This window comes from uncultured Aquabacterium sp., from assembly GCF_913773725.1.
GTDB lineage: Bacteria > Pseudomonadota > Gammaproteobacteria > Burkholderiales > Burkholderiaceae_C > Aquabacterium.
On sequence record NZ_CAJYGK010000142.1, the window covers coordinates 17,471 to 30,962 of the forward strand.

Annotated in this window: 14 protein-coding genes; 6 read left to right on the forward strand and 8 right to left on the reverse strand. The window is 69.5% G+C overall.

Annotated elements, in window-relative coordinates; all coding sequences use genetic code 11:
• Positions 1-6: 6 nt before the first annotated feature.
• Complete coding sequence (locus QZ709_RS16725; protein ID WP_294638573.1) at positions 7-1,704, reverse strand: iron ABC transporter permease; 1,698 nt, start codon at positions 1,702-1,704, stop codon at positions 7-9.
• Positions 1,705-1,730: 26 nt separating this feature from the next.
• Between QZ709_RS16725 and QZ709_RS16730 the strand changes: the two genes are divergently transcribed.
• Positions 1,731-2,864 (forward strand): ABC transporter ATP-binding protein, encoded by a 1,134-nt coding sequence (locus tag QZ709_RS16730; RefSeq protein ID WP_294638574.1) that lies wholly within the window; start codon positions 1,731-1,733, stop codon positions 2,862-2,864.
• Positions 2,865-2,882: 18 nt separating this feature from the next.
• Here QZ709_RS16730 and nhaR read toward each other — a convergent pair whose 3' ends face one another.
• Positions 2,883-3,791 (reverse strand): transcriptional activator NhaR, encoded by a 909-nt coding sequence (gene nhaR, locus QZ709_RS16735; RefSeq protein WP_294638576.1) that lies wholly within the window; start codon positions 3,789-3,791, stop codon positions 2,883-2,885.
• Between the two features lie 100 nt (positions 3,792-3,891).
• Between nhaR and QZ709_RS16740 the strand changes: the two genes are divergently transcribed.
• Both QZ709_RS16740 and QZ709_RS16745 read left to right on the forward strand, forming a co-directional pair.
• Complete coding sequence (locus tag QZ709_RS16740; RefSeq protein ID WP_294638577.1) at positions 3,892-4,290, forward strand: hypothetical protein; 399 nt, start codon at positions 3,892-3,894, stop codon at positions 4,288-4,290.
• Between the two features lie 37 nt (positions 4,291-4,327).
• Positions 4,328-5,056 carry a Bax inhibitor-1/YccA family protein gene (locus QZ709_RS16745; protein ID WP_294638578.1) on the forward strand — a complete coding sequence of 243 codons (729 nt, stop codon included), beginning with the start codon at positions 4,328-4,330 and terminating at the stop codon, positions 5,054-5,056.
• Between the two features lie 86 nt (positions 5,057-5,142).
• Here QZ709_RS16745 and QZ709_RS16750 read toward each other — a convergent pair whose 3' ends face one another.
• Positions 5,143-6,618 carry a PLP-dependent aminotransferase family protein gene (locus QZ709_RS16750; RefSeq protein WP_294638580.1) on the reverse strand — a complete coding sequence of 492 codons (1,476 nt, stop codon included), beginning with the start codon at positions 6,616-6,618 and terminating at the stop codon, positions 5,143-5,145.
• A gap of 118 nt (positions 6,619-6,736) precedes the next feature.
• Here QZ709_RS16750 and QZ709_RS16755 point away from each other — a divergent pair, with 118 nt between their 5' ends.
• The gene (locus QZ709_RS16755; RefSeq protein ID WP_294638581.1) at positions 6,737-7,465 is read left to right on the forward strand and encodes a pyridoxamine 5'-phosphate oxidase family protein; all 729 of its coding nucleotides are present in this window, start codon (positions 6,737-6,739) and stop codon (positions 7,463-7,465) included.
• A gap of 20 nt (positions 7,466-7,485) precedes the next feature.
• On the opposite strand, the gene bioD is transcribed toward QZ709_RS16755, so the two are convergent.
• Genes bioD through QZ709_RS16780 form a run of 5 tightly spaced genes read right to left on the reverse strand, consistent with a single transcriptional unit; the run spans position 7,486 to position 10,981 of the window.
• Positions 7,486-8,208 (reverse strand): dethiobiotin synthase, encoded by a 723-nt coding sequence (gene bioD / locus QZ709_RS16760; RefSeq protein ID WP_294638582.1) that lies wholly within the window; start codon positions 8,206-8,208, stop codon positions 7,486-7,488.
• Positions 8,209-8,239: 31 nt separating this feature from the next.
• A complete protein-coding gene (gene bioA, locus QZ709_RS16765; protein ID WP_294638583.1) occupies positions 8,240-9,631 on the reverse strand; it encodes an adenosylmethionine--8-amino-7-oxononanoate transaminase in 1,392 nt (463 codons plus the stop codon).
• A gap of 7 nt (positions 9,632-9,638) precedes the next feature.
• Positions 9,639-10,010 carry a 6-carboxytetrahydropterin synthase gene (locus tag QZ709_RS16770; protein WP_294638584.1) on the reverse strand — a complete coding sequence of 124 codons (372 nt, stop codon included), beginning with the start codon at positions 10,008-10,010 and terminating at the stop codon, positions 9,639-9,641.
• Positions 10,011-10,050: 40 nt separating this feature from the next.
• On the reverse strand, positions 10,051-10,713 hold the full coding sequence (gene queE, locus QZ709_RS16775) for a 7-carboxy-7-deazaguanine synthase (protein WP_294638585.1): 663 nt from the start codon (positions 10,711-10,713) through the stop codon (positions 10,051-10,053).
• A 1-nt stretch (position 10,714) separates the two neighbouring features.
• Complete coding sequence (locus QZ709_RS16780; RefSeq protein WP_294638586.1) at positions 10,715-10,981, reverse strand: hypothetical protein; 267 nt, start codon at positions 10,979-10,981, stop codon at positions 10,715-10,717.
• Between the two features lie 145 nt (positions 10,982-11,126).
• Here QZ709_RS16780 and hemA point away from each other — a divergent pair, with 145 nt between their 5' ends.
• Together hemA and prfA are read left to right on the forward strand one after the other, a co-directional pair.
• Complete coding sequence (gene hemA, locus QZ709_RS16785; RefSeq protein ID WP_294638587.1) at positions 11,127-12,464, forward strand: glutamyl-tRNA reductase; 1,338 nt, start codon at positions 11,127-11,129, stop codon at positions 12,462-12,464.
• Between the two features lie 8 nt (positions 12,465-12,472).
• On the forward strand, positions 12,473-13,492 hold a 1,020-nt coding region (prfA, locus tag QZ709_RS16790), incomplete at its 3' end, for a peptide chain release factor 1 (RefSeq protein ID WP_294638589.1).

Sequence of the window (13,492 nt, forward strand, 5' to 3'; positions counted from 1 at the left end):
TTCAGCTCAATGCGGGGCGACCTCGCCCTGCCGGCCGCGGGCGATCTCGCGGCTGAGCACGATCAGGGGCAACAGCCCCACCACCACGATGGCCAGCGCCGCGGTCGACGCCTCGGCCAGGCGCTCGTCGGACGCCAGCGTGTAGGCCTGCGTGGCCAGCGTGTCGAAGTTGAAGGGCCGCATCACCAGCGTGGCAGGCAGCTCCTTCATCACATCGATGAACACGAGCAGCGCGGCGGTCAGCAGGCTGCCGCGCAGCAATGGGAAGTGCACGCGGCGGAGGGCCTCGGCCGGGGTCAGGCCCAGGCTGCGCGCCGCGTTGTCCATGTTCGGCGTCACCTTCTGCAAGCCCGCGTCCACGGCCTGCACGGCAGGGGTCAGGAAGCGCACCACACAGGCGTAGACCAGACCGGTCAGCCCGCCGGTGATGAGCAGCCCGCCATCCCAGCCGCCCCAGCGCGTGGCCCAATCGGTGAGCCAGTTGTCCACGCGGGTCACGGGGATCAGGACGCCCACAGCAATCACCGTGCCGGGCAGGGCATAGCCCAGGCCCGCGAGCCGGTGCACGCTCCGAACCAGCCACGAGGCATGCAGCCGCGCCGCATAGCCCAGCAGCACGGCCAGCACCACGGCGATGGCGGCCGTCAGGGCCGACACGGTCACGCTGTTTCGGGCCAGCTCGATGAACCGGGTTCCGAACTGCGCATCGCCTTCGGTCAGCGCCATCTCGAGCAGGATACCGGCCGGCAGCAGAAAGCCGGCGACCAAGGGCCACAGGCACGCCACCACGGCCAGCGCCGCACGCCAGCCCCGCAAGCGCACGGCCGCAAAACGGGCACGCCGCAAGGTGGTGTCGTGGAAGCGCGCCCGCCCGCGTGACAGACGCTCTAGCGCCAGCACCAGGATCACGAAGCCCAGCAAGGCGCTCGCCAGCTGGGCGGCGGCCACGCGGTCACCCAGCGAGAACCACGCCCGATAGATGCCGGTGGTGAAGGTCTGCACACCGAAGTAGGACACCGCGCCAAAGTCGGCCAGCGTCTCCATCAGTGCCAGCGCCACGCCAGCGGCAATCGCGGGCCGTGCCAGCGGAAGCGAGACCCGGAAAAAGCTGGCCCACGGACCCAGCCCCAGCGAGCGCCCGGCTTCCAGCATGCCGCCCGCCCGCTCCAGAAAGGCCGTGCGGGCCAGCATGTAGACATAGGGGTAGAGCACGAGCGAGAACAGCACCACCGCGCCGCCCAGCGAACGCACGTCGGGGAACCAGTAATCGGCCCGGCTCCAGCCGAAGGCTTCGCGCAGCGCAGTCTGCACCGGCCCGACAAACTGCAACAGGTCGGTGTAGGTGTAGGCCATGACATACGCCGGCACCGCCAGGGGCAGCACCAGGGCCCACTCCAGCGCCCCTCGCAGCGGAAAGTCGTAGCGCGTGACCAGCCAGGCCGCGCCCACGCCCATGCTGGCCGTCCCCATGGCCACGCCGACGCACAGCACCAGCGTCGAGCGGATGTAATCCGGCAGCACCGTGGCCATCAGGTGGGCCCACGTCTCACCGGTGCCACCCGACAGCACGTGGCTGAGTACCGCCAGCACCGGCAAGGCCATCAGCCCGCCGACCAGCAGCGTACCGAGGCTGAACCAGATCACGGAAAAGCGCACCGGCCGCGCACGGGACGGCACCGAAGGGGAAGGCAGGGTCAAGCTCATGTCAATTGAGAATTATGATCGTTCGCATGTCCTCCGCTGTCTTTCCGGGAACCGCTGTCCCTGCACAGGACGCAGCCCGTCCGTCATCCGACGCAGCCTGGCTGGTCGTCGACCGCCTCGCCTTGCGTTATGGCAACCGCACCGTGGTCTCCGACCTGAGCTTTGCGCTGCCGCGCGGCACCCTCGCCTGCCTGCTGGGCCCGTCGGGGTGCGGCAAGACCTCGGCGTTGCGGGCGATCGCCGGCTTCGAGCCGCTGGCCGATGGCGAAATCCGGCTGGCCGGTGAGGTGCTCAGCGCACCGGGCCGCCTGACCCCGCCCGAGAAGCGCCGCATCGGGATGGTGTTCCAGGACTACGCCCTGTTCCCCCACCTGACCGTGGCACAGAACGTGGGATTCGGCCTGCGGGGCCAGCGCGATGCCGACACCCGCGTGGCGGCCATGCTCGACACGGTCGGCCTGAGCGGCGCGGCCGCGCGCTACCCGCACGAACTCTCGGGCGGCCAGCAGCAGCGCGTGGCACTGGCCCGCGCACTGGCGCCGCAACCCAGCATCCTGCTGCTGGACGAGCCCTTCTCCAACCTCGATGTGACGCTGCGCGAGCACCTGGCGGGCGAGGTGCGCGAGATCCTCAAGGCCACGCAGACCACGGCCATCCTCGTCACCCATGACCAGCACGAGGCCTTCGCCATGGCGGACGTGATCGGTGTGCTCGCCGAAGGCACGCTGCAGCAGTGGGACACGGCCTATGGCCTGTACCACCGCCCGGCCAACCGCCGTGTCGCCGATTTCGTCGGCCAGGGGGCCTTCGTGGCCGGCACGGTACTCGATGCACACCGGGTGCACCTGTCCCTGGATGGGCAGCCGCTGCCCAGCGCCGCCACCACGTTCACGACCGAGGCAGCGATGCCCTTTGCCGCGGGCGCCACCGTGGACGTGCTGCTGAGACCGGACGACGTCGTTCACGACGACGCCAGTCCCTTGCAGGCGCGGGTCGTGCACAAAGCCTTCAAGGGGGCCGAGTTCCTGTACCGCCTGGCCCTCCCGGGCGGCAGCGAGGTGCTGTCGCTCGTGCCCTCGCACCACGACCACGCGATCGGCGAGCCCATCGGCATCCGCCTGGAGATGGACCACCTGGTGGCCTTCTCTCGCACGCCCTGAGGCCGGCAGGCGGCCCTTTCAGCGGCTCCAGGCCGCAAACAACCCCTCACGCGCGGCCTCGGTGATGGCCACCACGCCCGGGTGTGTCAGCCGACGCTCCACCGTGATCACGTAGAACGCCTCGATCAGGTCGGTGGCCTCGCCCAGCAGCGTGGCACCGAACTGCTGGCGCACCTGCGCATCCAGCACCATGGGCGCCGTGAAGACGCCGTGCCCCTGCTGACCCAGCGTCATCACCATGGCGCTGTCATCGAACTCCCCGATGAGGGCTGGCTTGAGTCGATGGCGCCCCAGCCACTGCCCCAGGCGTACCCCCATCGCCGACTCGGTTCCGGGCGCCAGCAAGGGGGCGCCGTCCAGGCAGCGCGGAAAACCCCGTGCCGCCAGCTGCTCGGCCAGGGCACCGGCCGCATAAAAGCCGACATGCGATCCCCCCAGCCGGTGGTTGAAGGCGCTCACGCTGAGCGAGGGTGGCAACGGGGTATCGGACAGCACCAGGTCCAGGCGGTGCACGGCGAGTTCGGCCAGCAGGCTGTCGAGCTTCCACTCACGGCACACCACCTTGAAGCGCTGGCTGTTCACAAAGGCGGGCTCCAGCAGGCGCGCGGCCACCAGCTTGGGCACCGCGTCGGCAATGCCGACCCGCAGCTCCACCGGCCGTGCCACGCCGCCAGGGCTGCTCAGGGCCTGCTCCAGCTGCGCCCCCAGGCTGAAGATGTCCTGGGCGTAGCTGAAGGCCAGCTCGCCTGCTTCCGTCAGTGCCAGCTTGCGGCCCTTCTTGCGAAACAGTGGCTGACCCAGGCTGTCTTCCAGCAGCTGGATCTGCCCGCTGACCGTCTGGGGCGTCACATGCAGGTGCTCGCCGGCCTGGACCACACCGCCAAGCCGCGCCACCGTCCAGAAGTAGAGAAGGTGCTTGTAATTCATATCGACTTTCTCGAAATGAATGAGAAATAAATTCGAATTTACCTGAAGCTTTCCCCGTCATACATTGGCATCGTCATCCACTCTCATTGCGAGGCTCACCATGCGCGTGTTCATCCAGACCCACGGCCTGATCCTGTCGCGGGAGGACCGCGAGCACATCCGTCAGCGCCTGCATCAGGCCCTGGCCCGTTTCGGTCGCCAGGCCATGGGCGCCACCCTGCACCTCAGCGACACCAACGGCCCCCGCGGCGGGGAAGACAAGGATTGCCACCTGGTGGTGGAGCTGGAAGAAACGACCACGGTCATCCGTGACCGCGGCGGCGCTGTCCGCGCCCTGGTCGACCGCGCCGTGCACCGTGCCGTGCATGCGGTCAACCGCCAGCTCAAGGAGCTGCAGGGACGAGCGCGTCGTGCCCCGTCCCTGAGCCGCGGCCGCCAGGAAGCCCCTCGCAACCGCCGCCTCGCGCGGGCCATGCACGCCATCCCCGGCGGAGCCTGAACCGCCCTCGAACCGATTTTTCTTGAAGGAGCCCACCATGTCTGACGACCTTCGTCGTTCCCCTCGTGCCATCAGCCTGAGCCAGCAAGCCGCCTGGCGCGGCGTGGAAGACGCCCAGTACGCGGGCGGCAGCGCCATCGGCGACAGCGCCCGTAAAGTGCTGCGCAACACCTATGCGCTGCTGGGCATGACGCTGTTGTTCAGCGCCGCCGTGGCCGGCACGGCCATGACCCTGAACCTGCCCCACCCGGGCCTCATGCTGAGCCTCATCGGCATGTTCGGTCTGATGTTCCTGGTTCACAAAACCGCGAACAGCGCCTGGGGCCTGCTGTCCGTCTTCGCCTTCACCGGCTTCATGGGCTATGGCCTGGGTCCCATCCTGGGCAAGGTCCTGGCCATGCCGCACGGCAGCGCCGTCGTCACCAACGCGCTGGGCGCCACGGCCGTGGCCTTCATCGGCTTGTCGGCAGTGGCCCTCAGCACCAAACGTGACTTCAGTGCCATGGGCAAGATGCTGTTTGTCGGCATGCTGGTGGCGTTCGCGCTGAGCCTGGGGGCGATCTTCTTCGAGATCCCGGCCCTGGCCCTGGCGGTGTCCGGCCTGGTCGTGATGCTGAGCTGCGGCCTGATCCTGATGGAGACCAGCCGCATCGTGCACGGCGGCGAGACCAACTACATCCTCGCCACCATCGGCCTGTACGTGACCATCTACAACCTCTTCAGCAGCCTGCTGATGCTGTTCGGTCTGGGCGGCAACGACGAGTGAGGCCTCGTTCGGGCGATGCGGTCGCCGCAGCCCGATCCGTTTCTTCTCCTGCAACCAGCCCTCGACCCGCCGCCCGCCCTGCCCGCTCAGGTGCGGGCGGCTTTTGCTTTTGCGCTGTCCGCCTGGCTCACGGCTTGCACCAGCAGGCGCACCCGCTCCCCCACCGTCTCGGCCGGCATGTGGGCATAGCCCAGCACCAGTCCGTTGAAACCGGCCGGCCCGCCTGTGCCATAGCTGCTCAACGCGCGGGGTCCCAGCCGGTGCTCGGCCGCGGCAGCCGCCACCGCCACGTCGGACACGGCGTCAGGCAGGCTGATCACCAGGTGCATGCCGCAATCCCCGCCCAGCACCGTACCGGGCCACCGCCACACCCGTGCCAACGCGGCACGCAAGGCCTGCTGCCGTTCGGCGTACAGCCCGCGCATGCACCGCAGGTGCCGGGTGAAGTGGCCCTCGTCGATGAACGCGGCCAGCGCGCGCTGGTCGGCCACCCGGCCTCGAGGCCACAGTGCGCCCGCCAGGCCTTCTGCCCGGTCGACCACGGCGGCCGGCACGACCACAAAGCCAAGACGCAAACCGGGGAACATCGTCTTGCTGAAGGTGCCCAGATAGGCCACAGGGGCATCGGGTTCCAGCCCCTGCATCGCGGCCAACGGGGGCCCGGCATGGCGGAATTCGCTGTCGTAGTCATCCTCCAGAATCCAGGCGCCATGCGCCCGCGCCTGGGCCAGCAAGGCCAGCCTCCGAGGCAGACTCAACACCGATCCCAACGGATACTGGTGCGACGGCGTGGTGTAGATCAGGCGCGGCGGGGACTGCCGCCACAAGGCGCTGGGCGGCGCCATCCCGTGCATGTCCACGGTGACAGGCTCGCACCGCAGACCGGCCGCGCGCAGAGCCGCCCACGCCCCGCCGTAACCGGGATGCTCGATCCACGCGATGTCGCCGGCATCGGCCAGCAACATCGCGCACAGCGCCAGTCCCTCCTGGGTGCCTTCGGTGACGATCACCTGCTGCGGGCCGCAGTCCACCCCACGGGATGCACGCAGGTAGGTGGCGATGGCCTGCCGCAACTCGGGCTCGCCACCCGCGCCGCGGTACCCGGCTTCGTGTGCCGCAGTCTGCCGTTCTGCACGCGCCCGCACCCGCTGCCACACGCGCCAGGGAAACGCGTCCAGCCCGGGATTGCCCGGCACGAAGGGCCGCAGCTGATCCTCAGCCGAACGGGGGCGCTGAACGCCCCCGGACCGGCCCGACAAGGGCGGCAGGGTCGCAACGGGCCGCGTCCTGGTGTCGCGCGGCCCCAGTGCGCACACCACGGTGCCCTGCCGATCGGCCCGCACGTACCCCTCGGCGGCCAGTTGCTCGTAGGCGTACAGCACCGTGTTGCGCGCCATCTCGAGCAGGTCCGCCAGAGATCGCGTGGACGGCAGGATCGCGCCAGCCTGCAACCGCCCGTCGACCACAGCCTGCCGCAGCACACGGTACAGCCGCCGCCGCAGCGGCTCGCTGCCGCCGCGCAGCAACAGCGGATGGTTCTTCAACCAATGCAGATCACTCACGTCGTGGCCCCCTTCTTCCTCCATTGTGTGGCTCTTTTCATGGAACCACGTCATCCCTATCGTCCACGGTGTCGAGCGCGGCATTCCGCCGCCCCCACCCCGAAACAGGAGGAACCCCGTGTCCCACGACATCGACGCCGCACCCGTCGGCACGCCCCCGTCACGGCGCGCCACCATCCGCCGCGCCAGCGAACGAGGCCATTACGACCGCGACACTCTGCATGCCATCGTGGATGCAGCCTGGCTGTGCCATGTGGCCTTCACCGACACACGGGGACACGATGAATCAGGCGAGCCGTTCGCGGTGTGCCTGCCCACGGCCTGCTGGCGCATCGGCGAGGCGCTGTACATCCACGGCTCGAACGGCAGCCCGATGATGCGCCGCCTGGCCAGCGGGGTGAATGCCTGCGTGACCGTCACCCATCTGGACGGCCTGGTACTCGCCCGATCGGCCTTCTCGCATTCGATGAACTACCGTTCGGTGGTGGCCTATGGCCGCTTCACCGTGGTGCCCGATGCGGACAAGCCGGCCGCACTGGATGCCTTCATGGCTCGCCTGCTGCCTGGCCGTGAACACGAAGCACGCCCGGCCGACGACAGCGAACTCAAGGCCACGCTGGTGCTCTCGATGCCGCTGGAAGAGGCCAGCGCCAAGGTGCGCAACTGGGGCCCACGCGACAAGGATCAGGATGGGGATCATCCGGCCTGGGCCGGCGTTCTGCCCCTGGCCACGACCCGGCTGGCGCCCGTGCCCGATGAGCGCAGCCGCGCAACCGGTCAGCCTCTGCCGCCCTCGGTCAGAGCATGGCTGGACGCCGACCCGGGACCGGCTCCGTTCTCGAGCTGACTGGCATCCCGCCTGACCGTTCAGGGCAGGCTCAAGGAGCGAGCCAGCTCCGCCGGGGTGGCGGCCGGATCCCAGGACCAGTGGGCCAGCATGGGAGCCTGGATGCGACGCTGCAGCGTGACCAGGTTGGCCGCCTGCTCGGGCATCGCCGGATCCACGACGTTGGCCACCCAGCCGGCCAGGGTCAGGCCGCGCGACACGACGGCTTCCTGTGTGAGCAGCGCGTGGTTCAGGCACCCGAGCCGCAAGCCCACGACCAGGATGACAGGCAGCGCCAGCCGCTGCGCCAGATCGGCGCTGGTCAGCCACTCGCCCGGGTCCCCGCTCGCGTCGGCGAGGGCGGGCTCGTGCAAGGGCACGATGAAGCCGCCCGCGCCCTCCACCACCACCGCGTCAGCATGCTGGCTGAGCGCATGGAAGCTGGCCTCGATGTGGGCCAGATCGATGCGCTCACCTGCGTTCCGCGCGGCGATGTGCGGCGACACGGCGTCGGACAGCGCATACGGGTTGTCGAAGCTGCTTGGCACATGCAGGCTCGATGCCGCCCGCAGCGCTGCGATGTCCTCGTTGAGCCATTGGCCCGGATGTCCGTCGGTACCCGGCACCCAGTCACAGCCGGCTGCCACCGGCTTCATGCCCACCACACGGGCGTGGCCGGCGTTGCGCAGGGCGTGAACGAAGGCACAGCTGGTGCGGGTCTTGCCGATGCCGGTGTCGGTGCCGGTGATGAAGTAGGCGGGCATGGTGTGTCGCGGTGAGAAAAGGGGCAAGCCGTCAGGGCACCGGCACCGTGGCCGCGTCTGCCCGAGGCAGCGCGTCGCACTCGCTCAACACCTGATCCAGCGCGCGCAGCAGCCCTTCGGCCAGGAACGCCTGGTCGGCTTCGGTCAGCACGTAGGGCGGCATCACGTACAGCGTGGCGCCAATCGGGCGCAGCAGCAGCCCCGCCTCCATCGCGGCACGGTGGTAGCGCGCGGCAAACGTCGGCTCGGCCACGTCAATGTCCCACGCCCAGATCATGCCGATGCGGCGGTGCGCCTTCACCCGCGGATGCGCCCGCAGCGGGGCGGTCAGGTCATCGAAGCGGGCTGCGGCCTCACGGTTGCGCGCCAGCACATCGCGGCCTTCGGCATCGCGGGCGGCCAGGGTGTCCAGCACGGCCAGCGCCGCCCGGCAGGCCAGCGGGTTGCCGGTGTACGAGTGCGAATGCAGAAAGCCGTGCACGGTGCGATCGTCGTAGAACGCGGCGTACACGTCGTCGGTCGTCAGCACGGCCGACAGCGGCAGCACACCCCCCGTCAGGCCCTTGCTCAGGCAGATGAAATCGGGCTTGACCGCGATGCCACCCGGCCCGATGGCCTGCTGGTGCGCGAACACCGTGCCGGTGCGGCCGAAGCCCACCGCGATCTCGTCGGCCACCCAGTGCACGGCGTACCGGTCGCATAAGGCGCGCACGGCCACCAGGTAGGCCGGGTCGTACATCGCCATGCCGGCGGCCCCCTGCACCAGCGGCTCGAGGATCAGCGCCGCCGTCTCTTCGTGGTGCTCGGCCAGCCAGGACTCCAGCGCGGCAATGCAGTGCGCCAGATGGGCTTCCGGGCTCACACCCGGCGCCGCACGGCGCGGATCGGGCGACGGCAGCGTGGCGCTCAGGCGCAGCAGCGGCGCATACGCCTCGCGGAACAGCGGGATGTCGGTGACGGACAGCGCCCCGGCGGTTTCACCGTGGTAGCCGCCTTCCAGCCCGATGAAACGGTGCTTGCCGGGCCGGCCGCGGTTGCGCCAGCTGTGGGCGCTCATCTTCAGCGCGATCTCGGTGGCGCTGGCGCCGTCGCTGGCATAGAAGGCGTGGCCCAGCCCGGTCAGCGCGGCCAGCCGCTCCGAGAGTTCGACCACCGGCGGGTGCGTGAGCCCGGCCAGCATGATGTGGTCGACCCGACCCAGCTGGTCGGTGATGGCCTCACGGATCGGCGCGAAGTTGTGGCCGAACAGGTTGACCCACCACGAGCTGACGGCATCGAGGATGCGATGGCCCTGCTCGTCGATCAGCCAGGGGCCGTCGGCGGCGACGATGGCGCGCGGCGGAAACCGCTCGTGCACCTTCATCTGCGTGCACGGGTGCCAGACGGCCGCGCGGCTGCGTTCGGCCAGGCTGCGGTCGCTCATGGCGGACTCAGGCTTGCGGGCGGTACACGCAGCGGTCGCCCGCAGCGCGCGAGACGGCCACGCTCGACACCTGCGGAATGCGGCGCTGCACGTGGGCGTGGATGAACACGCTCAGGTTCTCGAGCGTGGGCGCGCCCAGGCCGGCCACTTCGTCGAGGAAGTGGTGATCCAGCTGGCTGCGGATCTCGGCCAGCACTTCGCGCAGCACCGCCAGGTCGACCACCATGCCCGATTCGGGCTGGCGCTCGCCGCGCACCGTCACCTCGGCCGTGTAGGTGTGGCCGTGGATGCGGCGGCTGCCCGCTGCCTCCTCGGGAGAGACATTGCGCTTCAGCGTGTGGGCGGCGTCGAAAGAAAAGGTCTGACTCAGTTCGAACATGATGTTTTCCGAAAGGGCTGACGGGCCCTTTCCGTGTGTCTCAGCGGATGCCCAGTGTCTTGTGGGTCTGCACGCTGAGCAACCAGCGCGGGTGGTCCAGACACCACTGGACCGCCCAGTTCATGGCCTGGTCGCGCGCACCGGGCAGCGCGCTGTCCATGGCCTGCACCCTGAACTGCTGGAAGTCCAGCTTTTCAAAGGCGCGCAGATCGTCTTCGGTGAAGCCGGCCTGCGGCACCACCACCTTGAGTTCATGACCGCGCGTCTGCACCAGGGTCGAGCCAGCTTTCGGGCTCACGCAGATCCAGTCCAGCCCGGCCGGCGCGGCCACCGTGCCATTGGTCTCGACCGCGATCTCGAAACCCTGCGCGTGCAGCGCCAGCACCAGGGCTTCGTCGACCTGCAGCAGCGGCTCGCCGCCGGTCAGCACCACGAAGCGCTGACCCTGTGAGCCCGCCGGCGTGTCGGGCCAGAACGACGCGATGCGCGCGGCCAGTTCGGCCGGGGTGGCGAACTTGCCCCCACCCAGCCCGTCGGTGCCGACGAAATCGGTGTCGCAAAAGCGGCAGACGGCCTCCGCACGGTCGGCCTCGCGGCCCGTCCAGAGGTTGCACCCCGCGAAGCGGCAGAACACGGCCGGCCGGCCGGCGTGCGTGCCCTCGCCTTGCAGGGTGTAGAAAATTTCCTTGACGCTGTAGGTCATCTCAACGCAATCCCGTCCACCAGATCACCAGCGCCGACGACAGCACCAGCGCGCCATAGGTCAGCATGGCCCCATCGCGGCCGGTCAGCACCAGGCCAGCCACCAGCACGCCTGCGCCCACCCCGGCCACCCAACGGGCCTGACGCGCCCATTGTCCCTTCAGCGGCTTCCACCACACCAGCCGGGCCAGCGAAGGCACCAACAGCGCCATGCCCATGGCGGGCAGGAAAAAGTTCACGATGTGGATGAGCGCGTCCAGCGGTCCCATGGCATTCCGGCAGCAGGGTCGTCTTGCGAATTTGCCCTGCATCAACAAACAACGTCGAAATGGGCTTGCCCTATCGCCGCCATCGAAAAAGGGTGCGCCGCGATGGCACACCCATGGCCAACCTGGGATTTTATAATGCTGCCCCATGACTGTCTTGACCCTGGGCCTCAACCACACGACCGCCGCCGTCGACCTGCGCGGCCGGTTCGCGTTCGCGGTGGACCAGCTCGCGCCCACGCTCAAGACCCTGCACCAGCGCCTGACCGGCGCCACGCAGGCTGAAGTCGCCCTGCTGTCCACCTGCAACCGCACCGAGCTGTACTGCGCCGCCGGGCACCCGGCCGAGCCGGTGCACGCGCTCCAGCATGCCGCGGTCGACTGGCTCTCGGGCATCGGCGGCGTCTCGCACGACGAACTGATGCGCCACACCTATGTGCTGGAAGGTGGCCAGGCTGCACGCCACGCCTTCCGCGTGGCCAGCGGGCTCGATTCCATGGTGCTGGGCGAACCCCAGATCCTCGGTCAGATGAAGCAGGCCGTGCGCGAAGCCGACACGGCCGGCACCCTGGGCACGACGCTGCACCAGCTGTTCCAGCGCAGCTTTGCCGTGGCCAAGGAGGTGCGCACGTCCACCGAAATCGGCGCGCACTCCATCAGCATGGCCGCCGCCGCGGTGCGCCTGGCCAGCCAGCTGTTCGAAGACCTGCGCAAGACGCGCGTGCTGTTCGTGGGTGCCGGCGAGATGATCGAACTGACCGCCACGCACTTCGCCGCCCGCACGCCCCGCGTGATGGCCGTGGCCAACCGCACGCTCGAGCGCGGCGAAAAGCTCGCCACGCACCTGGGTGCGCAGGCCATGCGCCTGGCCGACCTGCCCGACCGCCTGCACGAGTTCGACATCGTCGTGTCCTGCACGGCCAGCACCCTGCCCATCATCGGCCTGGGCGCCGTCGAGCGCGCACTCAAGGCCCGCAAGCGCCGCCCCATGTTCATGGTCGACCTGGCCGTGCCGCGCGACATCGAATCCGAAGTCGGGCAGCTGGGCGACGTCTACCTCTACACCGTCGATGACCTCTCGGCCCTGGTGCAGACCGCCGGCGAGAAGCGTCAGGCGGCCGTGGCCCAGGCCGAGGCCATCATCGAAACCGGCGTGCAGGGCTTTGTGCACTGGCTGGACCAGCGCACCACCGTGCCACTGATCCAGGCGCTGCACGCCCAGGCCGACGCCTGGCGCGCCGCCGAACTGGCGCGCGCACGCAAGCAGCTGGCCAAGGGCGCCGACCTGGAACAGGTGCTCGACATCCTGTCGAAGGGCCTGACCCAGAAGATGCTGCACGGCGCCATGGCCGAGCTGCACAGCGCCAGCCCGCACCACCGCCCCCAGGTGGCGGCCACGCTGTCGCGCCTCTTCCTGCGCGGTGAACTGCCCCGCGCCGGCGTGCAACCGGACGACCGCCACCAGCCGGACGAGGACAAGGCGTGAGCGGCGGCCTGGCGCCGTCGCTCGCCGCCTCGCTCGAACGCCTGGGCCACCGCCTGCAGGAGCTCGACGCCGCTTTGGCGGACCCGGCCGTGGCCGCTGACAACAAGCGCTACCGAGAGCTCTCGCGCGAGCATGCCGAAGTCAGCAGCGTGTGCGACCTGGCCCGCCGCCACACCCAGCGCCAGCTTGACCGCGACACCGCCCGCCAGCTGCTGGACGACGCCGGCGACGACGCCGAGATGCGCGCCATGGCCACGCAGGAAATCGCTGAGGCCGAGGCCGAACTGGCCCAGTTGGAAGCCGAACTGCAGACCGCCCTGCTGCCCCGCGACCCCGACGACCACCGCAACGCCTTCGTGGAAATCCGCGCCGGCACCGGCGGCGACGAATCGACGCTGTTTGCCGCCGACCTGGCCCGCATGTACCTGCGCCACGCCGAACGCCAGGGCTGGCGCACCGAGATCCTCTCGGCCAGCGAGTCCGATCTGAACGGCTACAAGGAAGTCGTGATCCGCGTCGAAGGCGACGGCGTCTACGGCCGGCTCAAGTTCGAATCCGGCGGCCACCGTGTGCAGCGCGTGCCGGTCACCGAAACCCAGGGGCGCATCCACACCAGCGCCTGCACCGTGGCCGTGCTGCCCGAGCCCGACGAGGCCGAAGAAGTCGAGATCAACCCTGCCGACCTGCGCATCGACACCTTCCGCGCCAGCGGCGCCGGCGGCCAGCACATCAACAAGACGGATTCGGCCGTGCGCATCACCCACCTGCCCACGGGCCTGGTGGCCGAATGCCAGGACGACCGCAGCCAGCACCGCAACAAGGCCAAGGCGCTGGCCGTGCTGGCCGCCCGCATCCGCGACCAGGAGCGCATCGCGCGCCAGGCGAAAGAGGCCGCCACCCGCAAGAGCCTGGTGGGCACGGGCGACCGCTCCGACCGCATCCGCACCTACAACTTCCCGCAGGGCCGGCTCACCGATCACCGCATCAACCTGACCCTCTACAAGCTGGGCCAGATCATGGACGGCGAC

Excerpts from the sequence above, each read along its gene's own strand:
- QZ709_RS16730 (WP_294638574.1), top strand. The coding sequence starts at position 1,731 with ATGTCCTCCGCTGTCTTTCCGGGAACCGCTGTCCCTGCACAGGACGCA.
- QZ709_RS16725 (WP_294638573.1), bottom strand. The coding sequence starts at position 1,704 with ATGAGCTTGACCCTGCCTTCCCCTTCGGTGCCGTCCCGTGCGCGGCCG.
- QZ709_RS16745 (WP_294638578.1), top strand. The coding sequence starts at position 4,328 with ATGTCTGACGACCTTCGTCGTTCCCCTCGTGCCATCAGCCTGAGCCAG.
- nhaR (WP_294638576.1), bottom strand. The coding sequence starts at position 3,791 with ATGAATTACAAGCACCTTCTCTACTTCTGGACGGTGGCGCGGCTTGGC.
- QZ709_RS16770 (WP_294638584.1), bottom strand. The coding sequence starts at position 10,010 with ATGTTCGAACTGAGTCAGACCTTTTCTTTCGACGCCGCCCACACGCTG.
- QZ709_RS16780 (WP_294638586.1), bottom strand. The coding sequence starts at position 10,981 with ATGGGACCGCTGGACGCGCTCATCCACATCGTGAACTTTTTCCTGCCC.
- bioA (WP_294638583.1), bottom strand. The coding sequence starts at position 9,631 with ATGAGCGACCGCAGCCTGGCCGAACGCAGCCGCGCGGCCGTCTGGCAC.
- hemA (WP_294638587.1), top strand. The coding sequence starts at position 11,127 with ATGACTGTCTTGACCCTGGGCCTCAACCACACGACCGCCGCCGTCGAC.
- bioD (WP_294638582.1), bottom strand. The coding sequence starts at position 8,208 with ATGCCCGCCTACTTCATCACCGGCACCGACACCGGCATCGGCAAGACC.
- queE (WP_294638585.1), bottom strand. The coding sequence starts at position 10,713 with ATGACCTACAGCGTCAAGGAAATTTTCTACACCCTGCAAGGCGAGGGC.
- QZ709_RS16740 (WP_294638577.1), top strand. The coding sequence starts at position 3,892 with ATGCGCGTGTTCATCCAGACCCACGGCCTGATCCTGTCGCGGGAGGAC.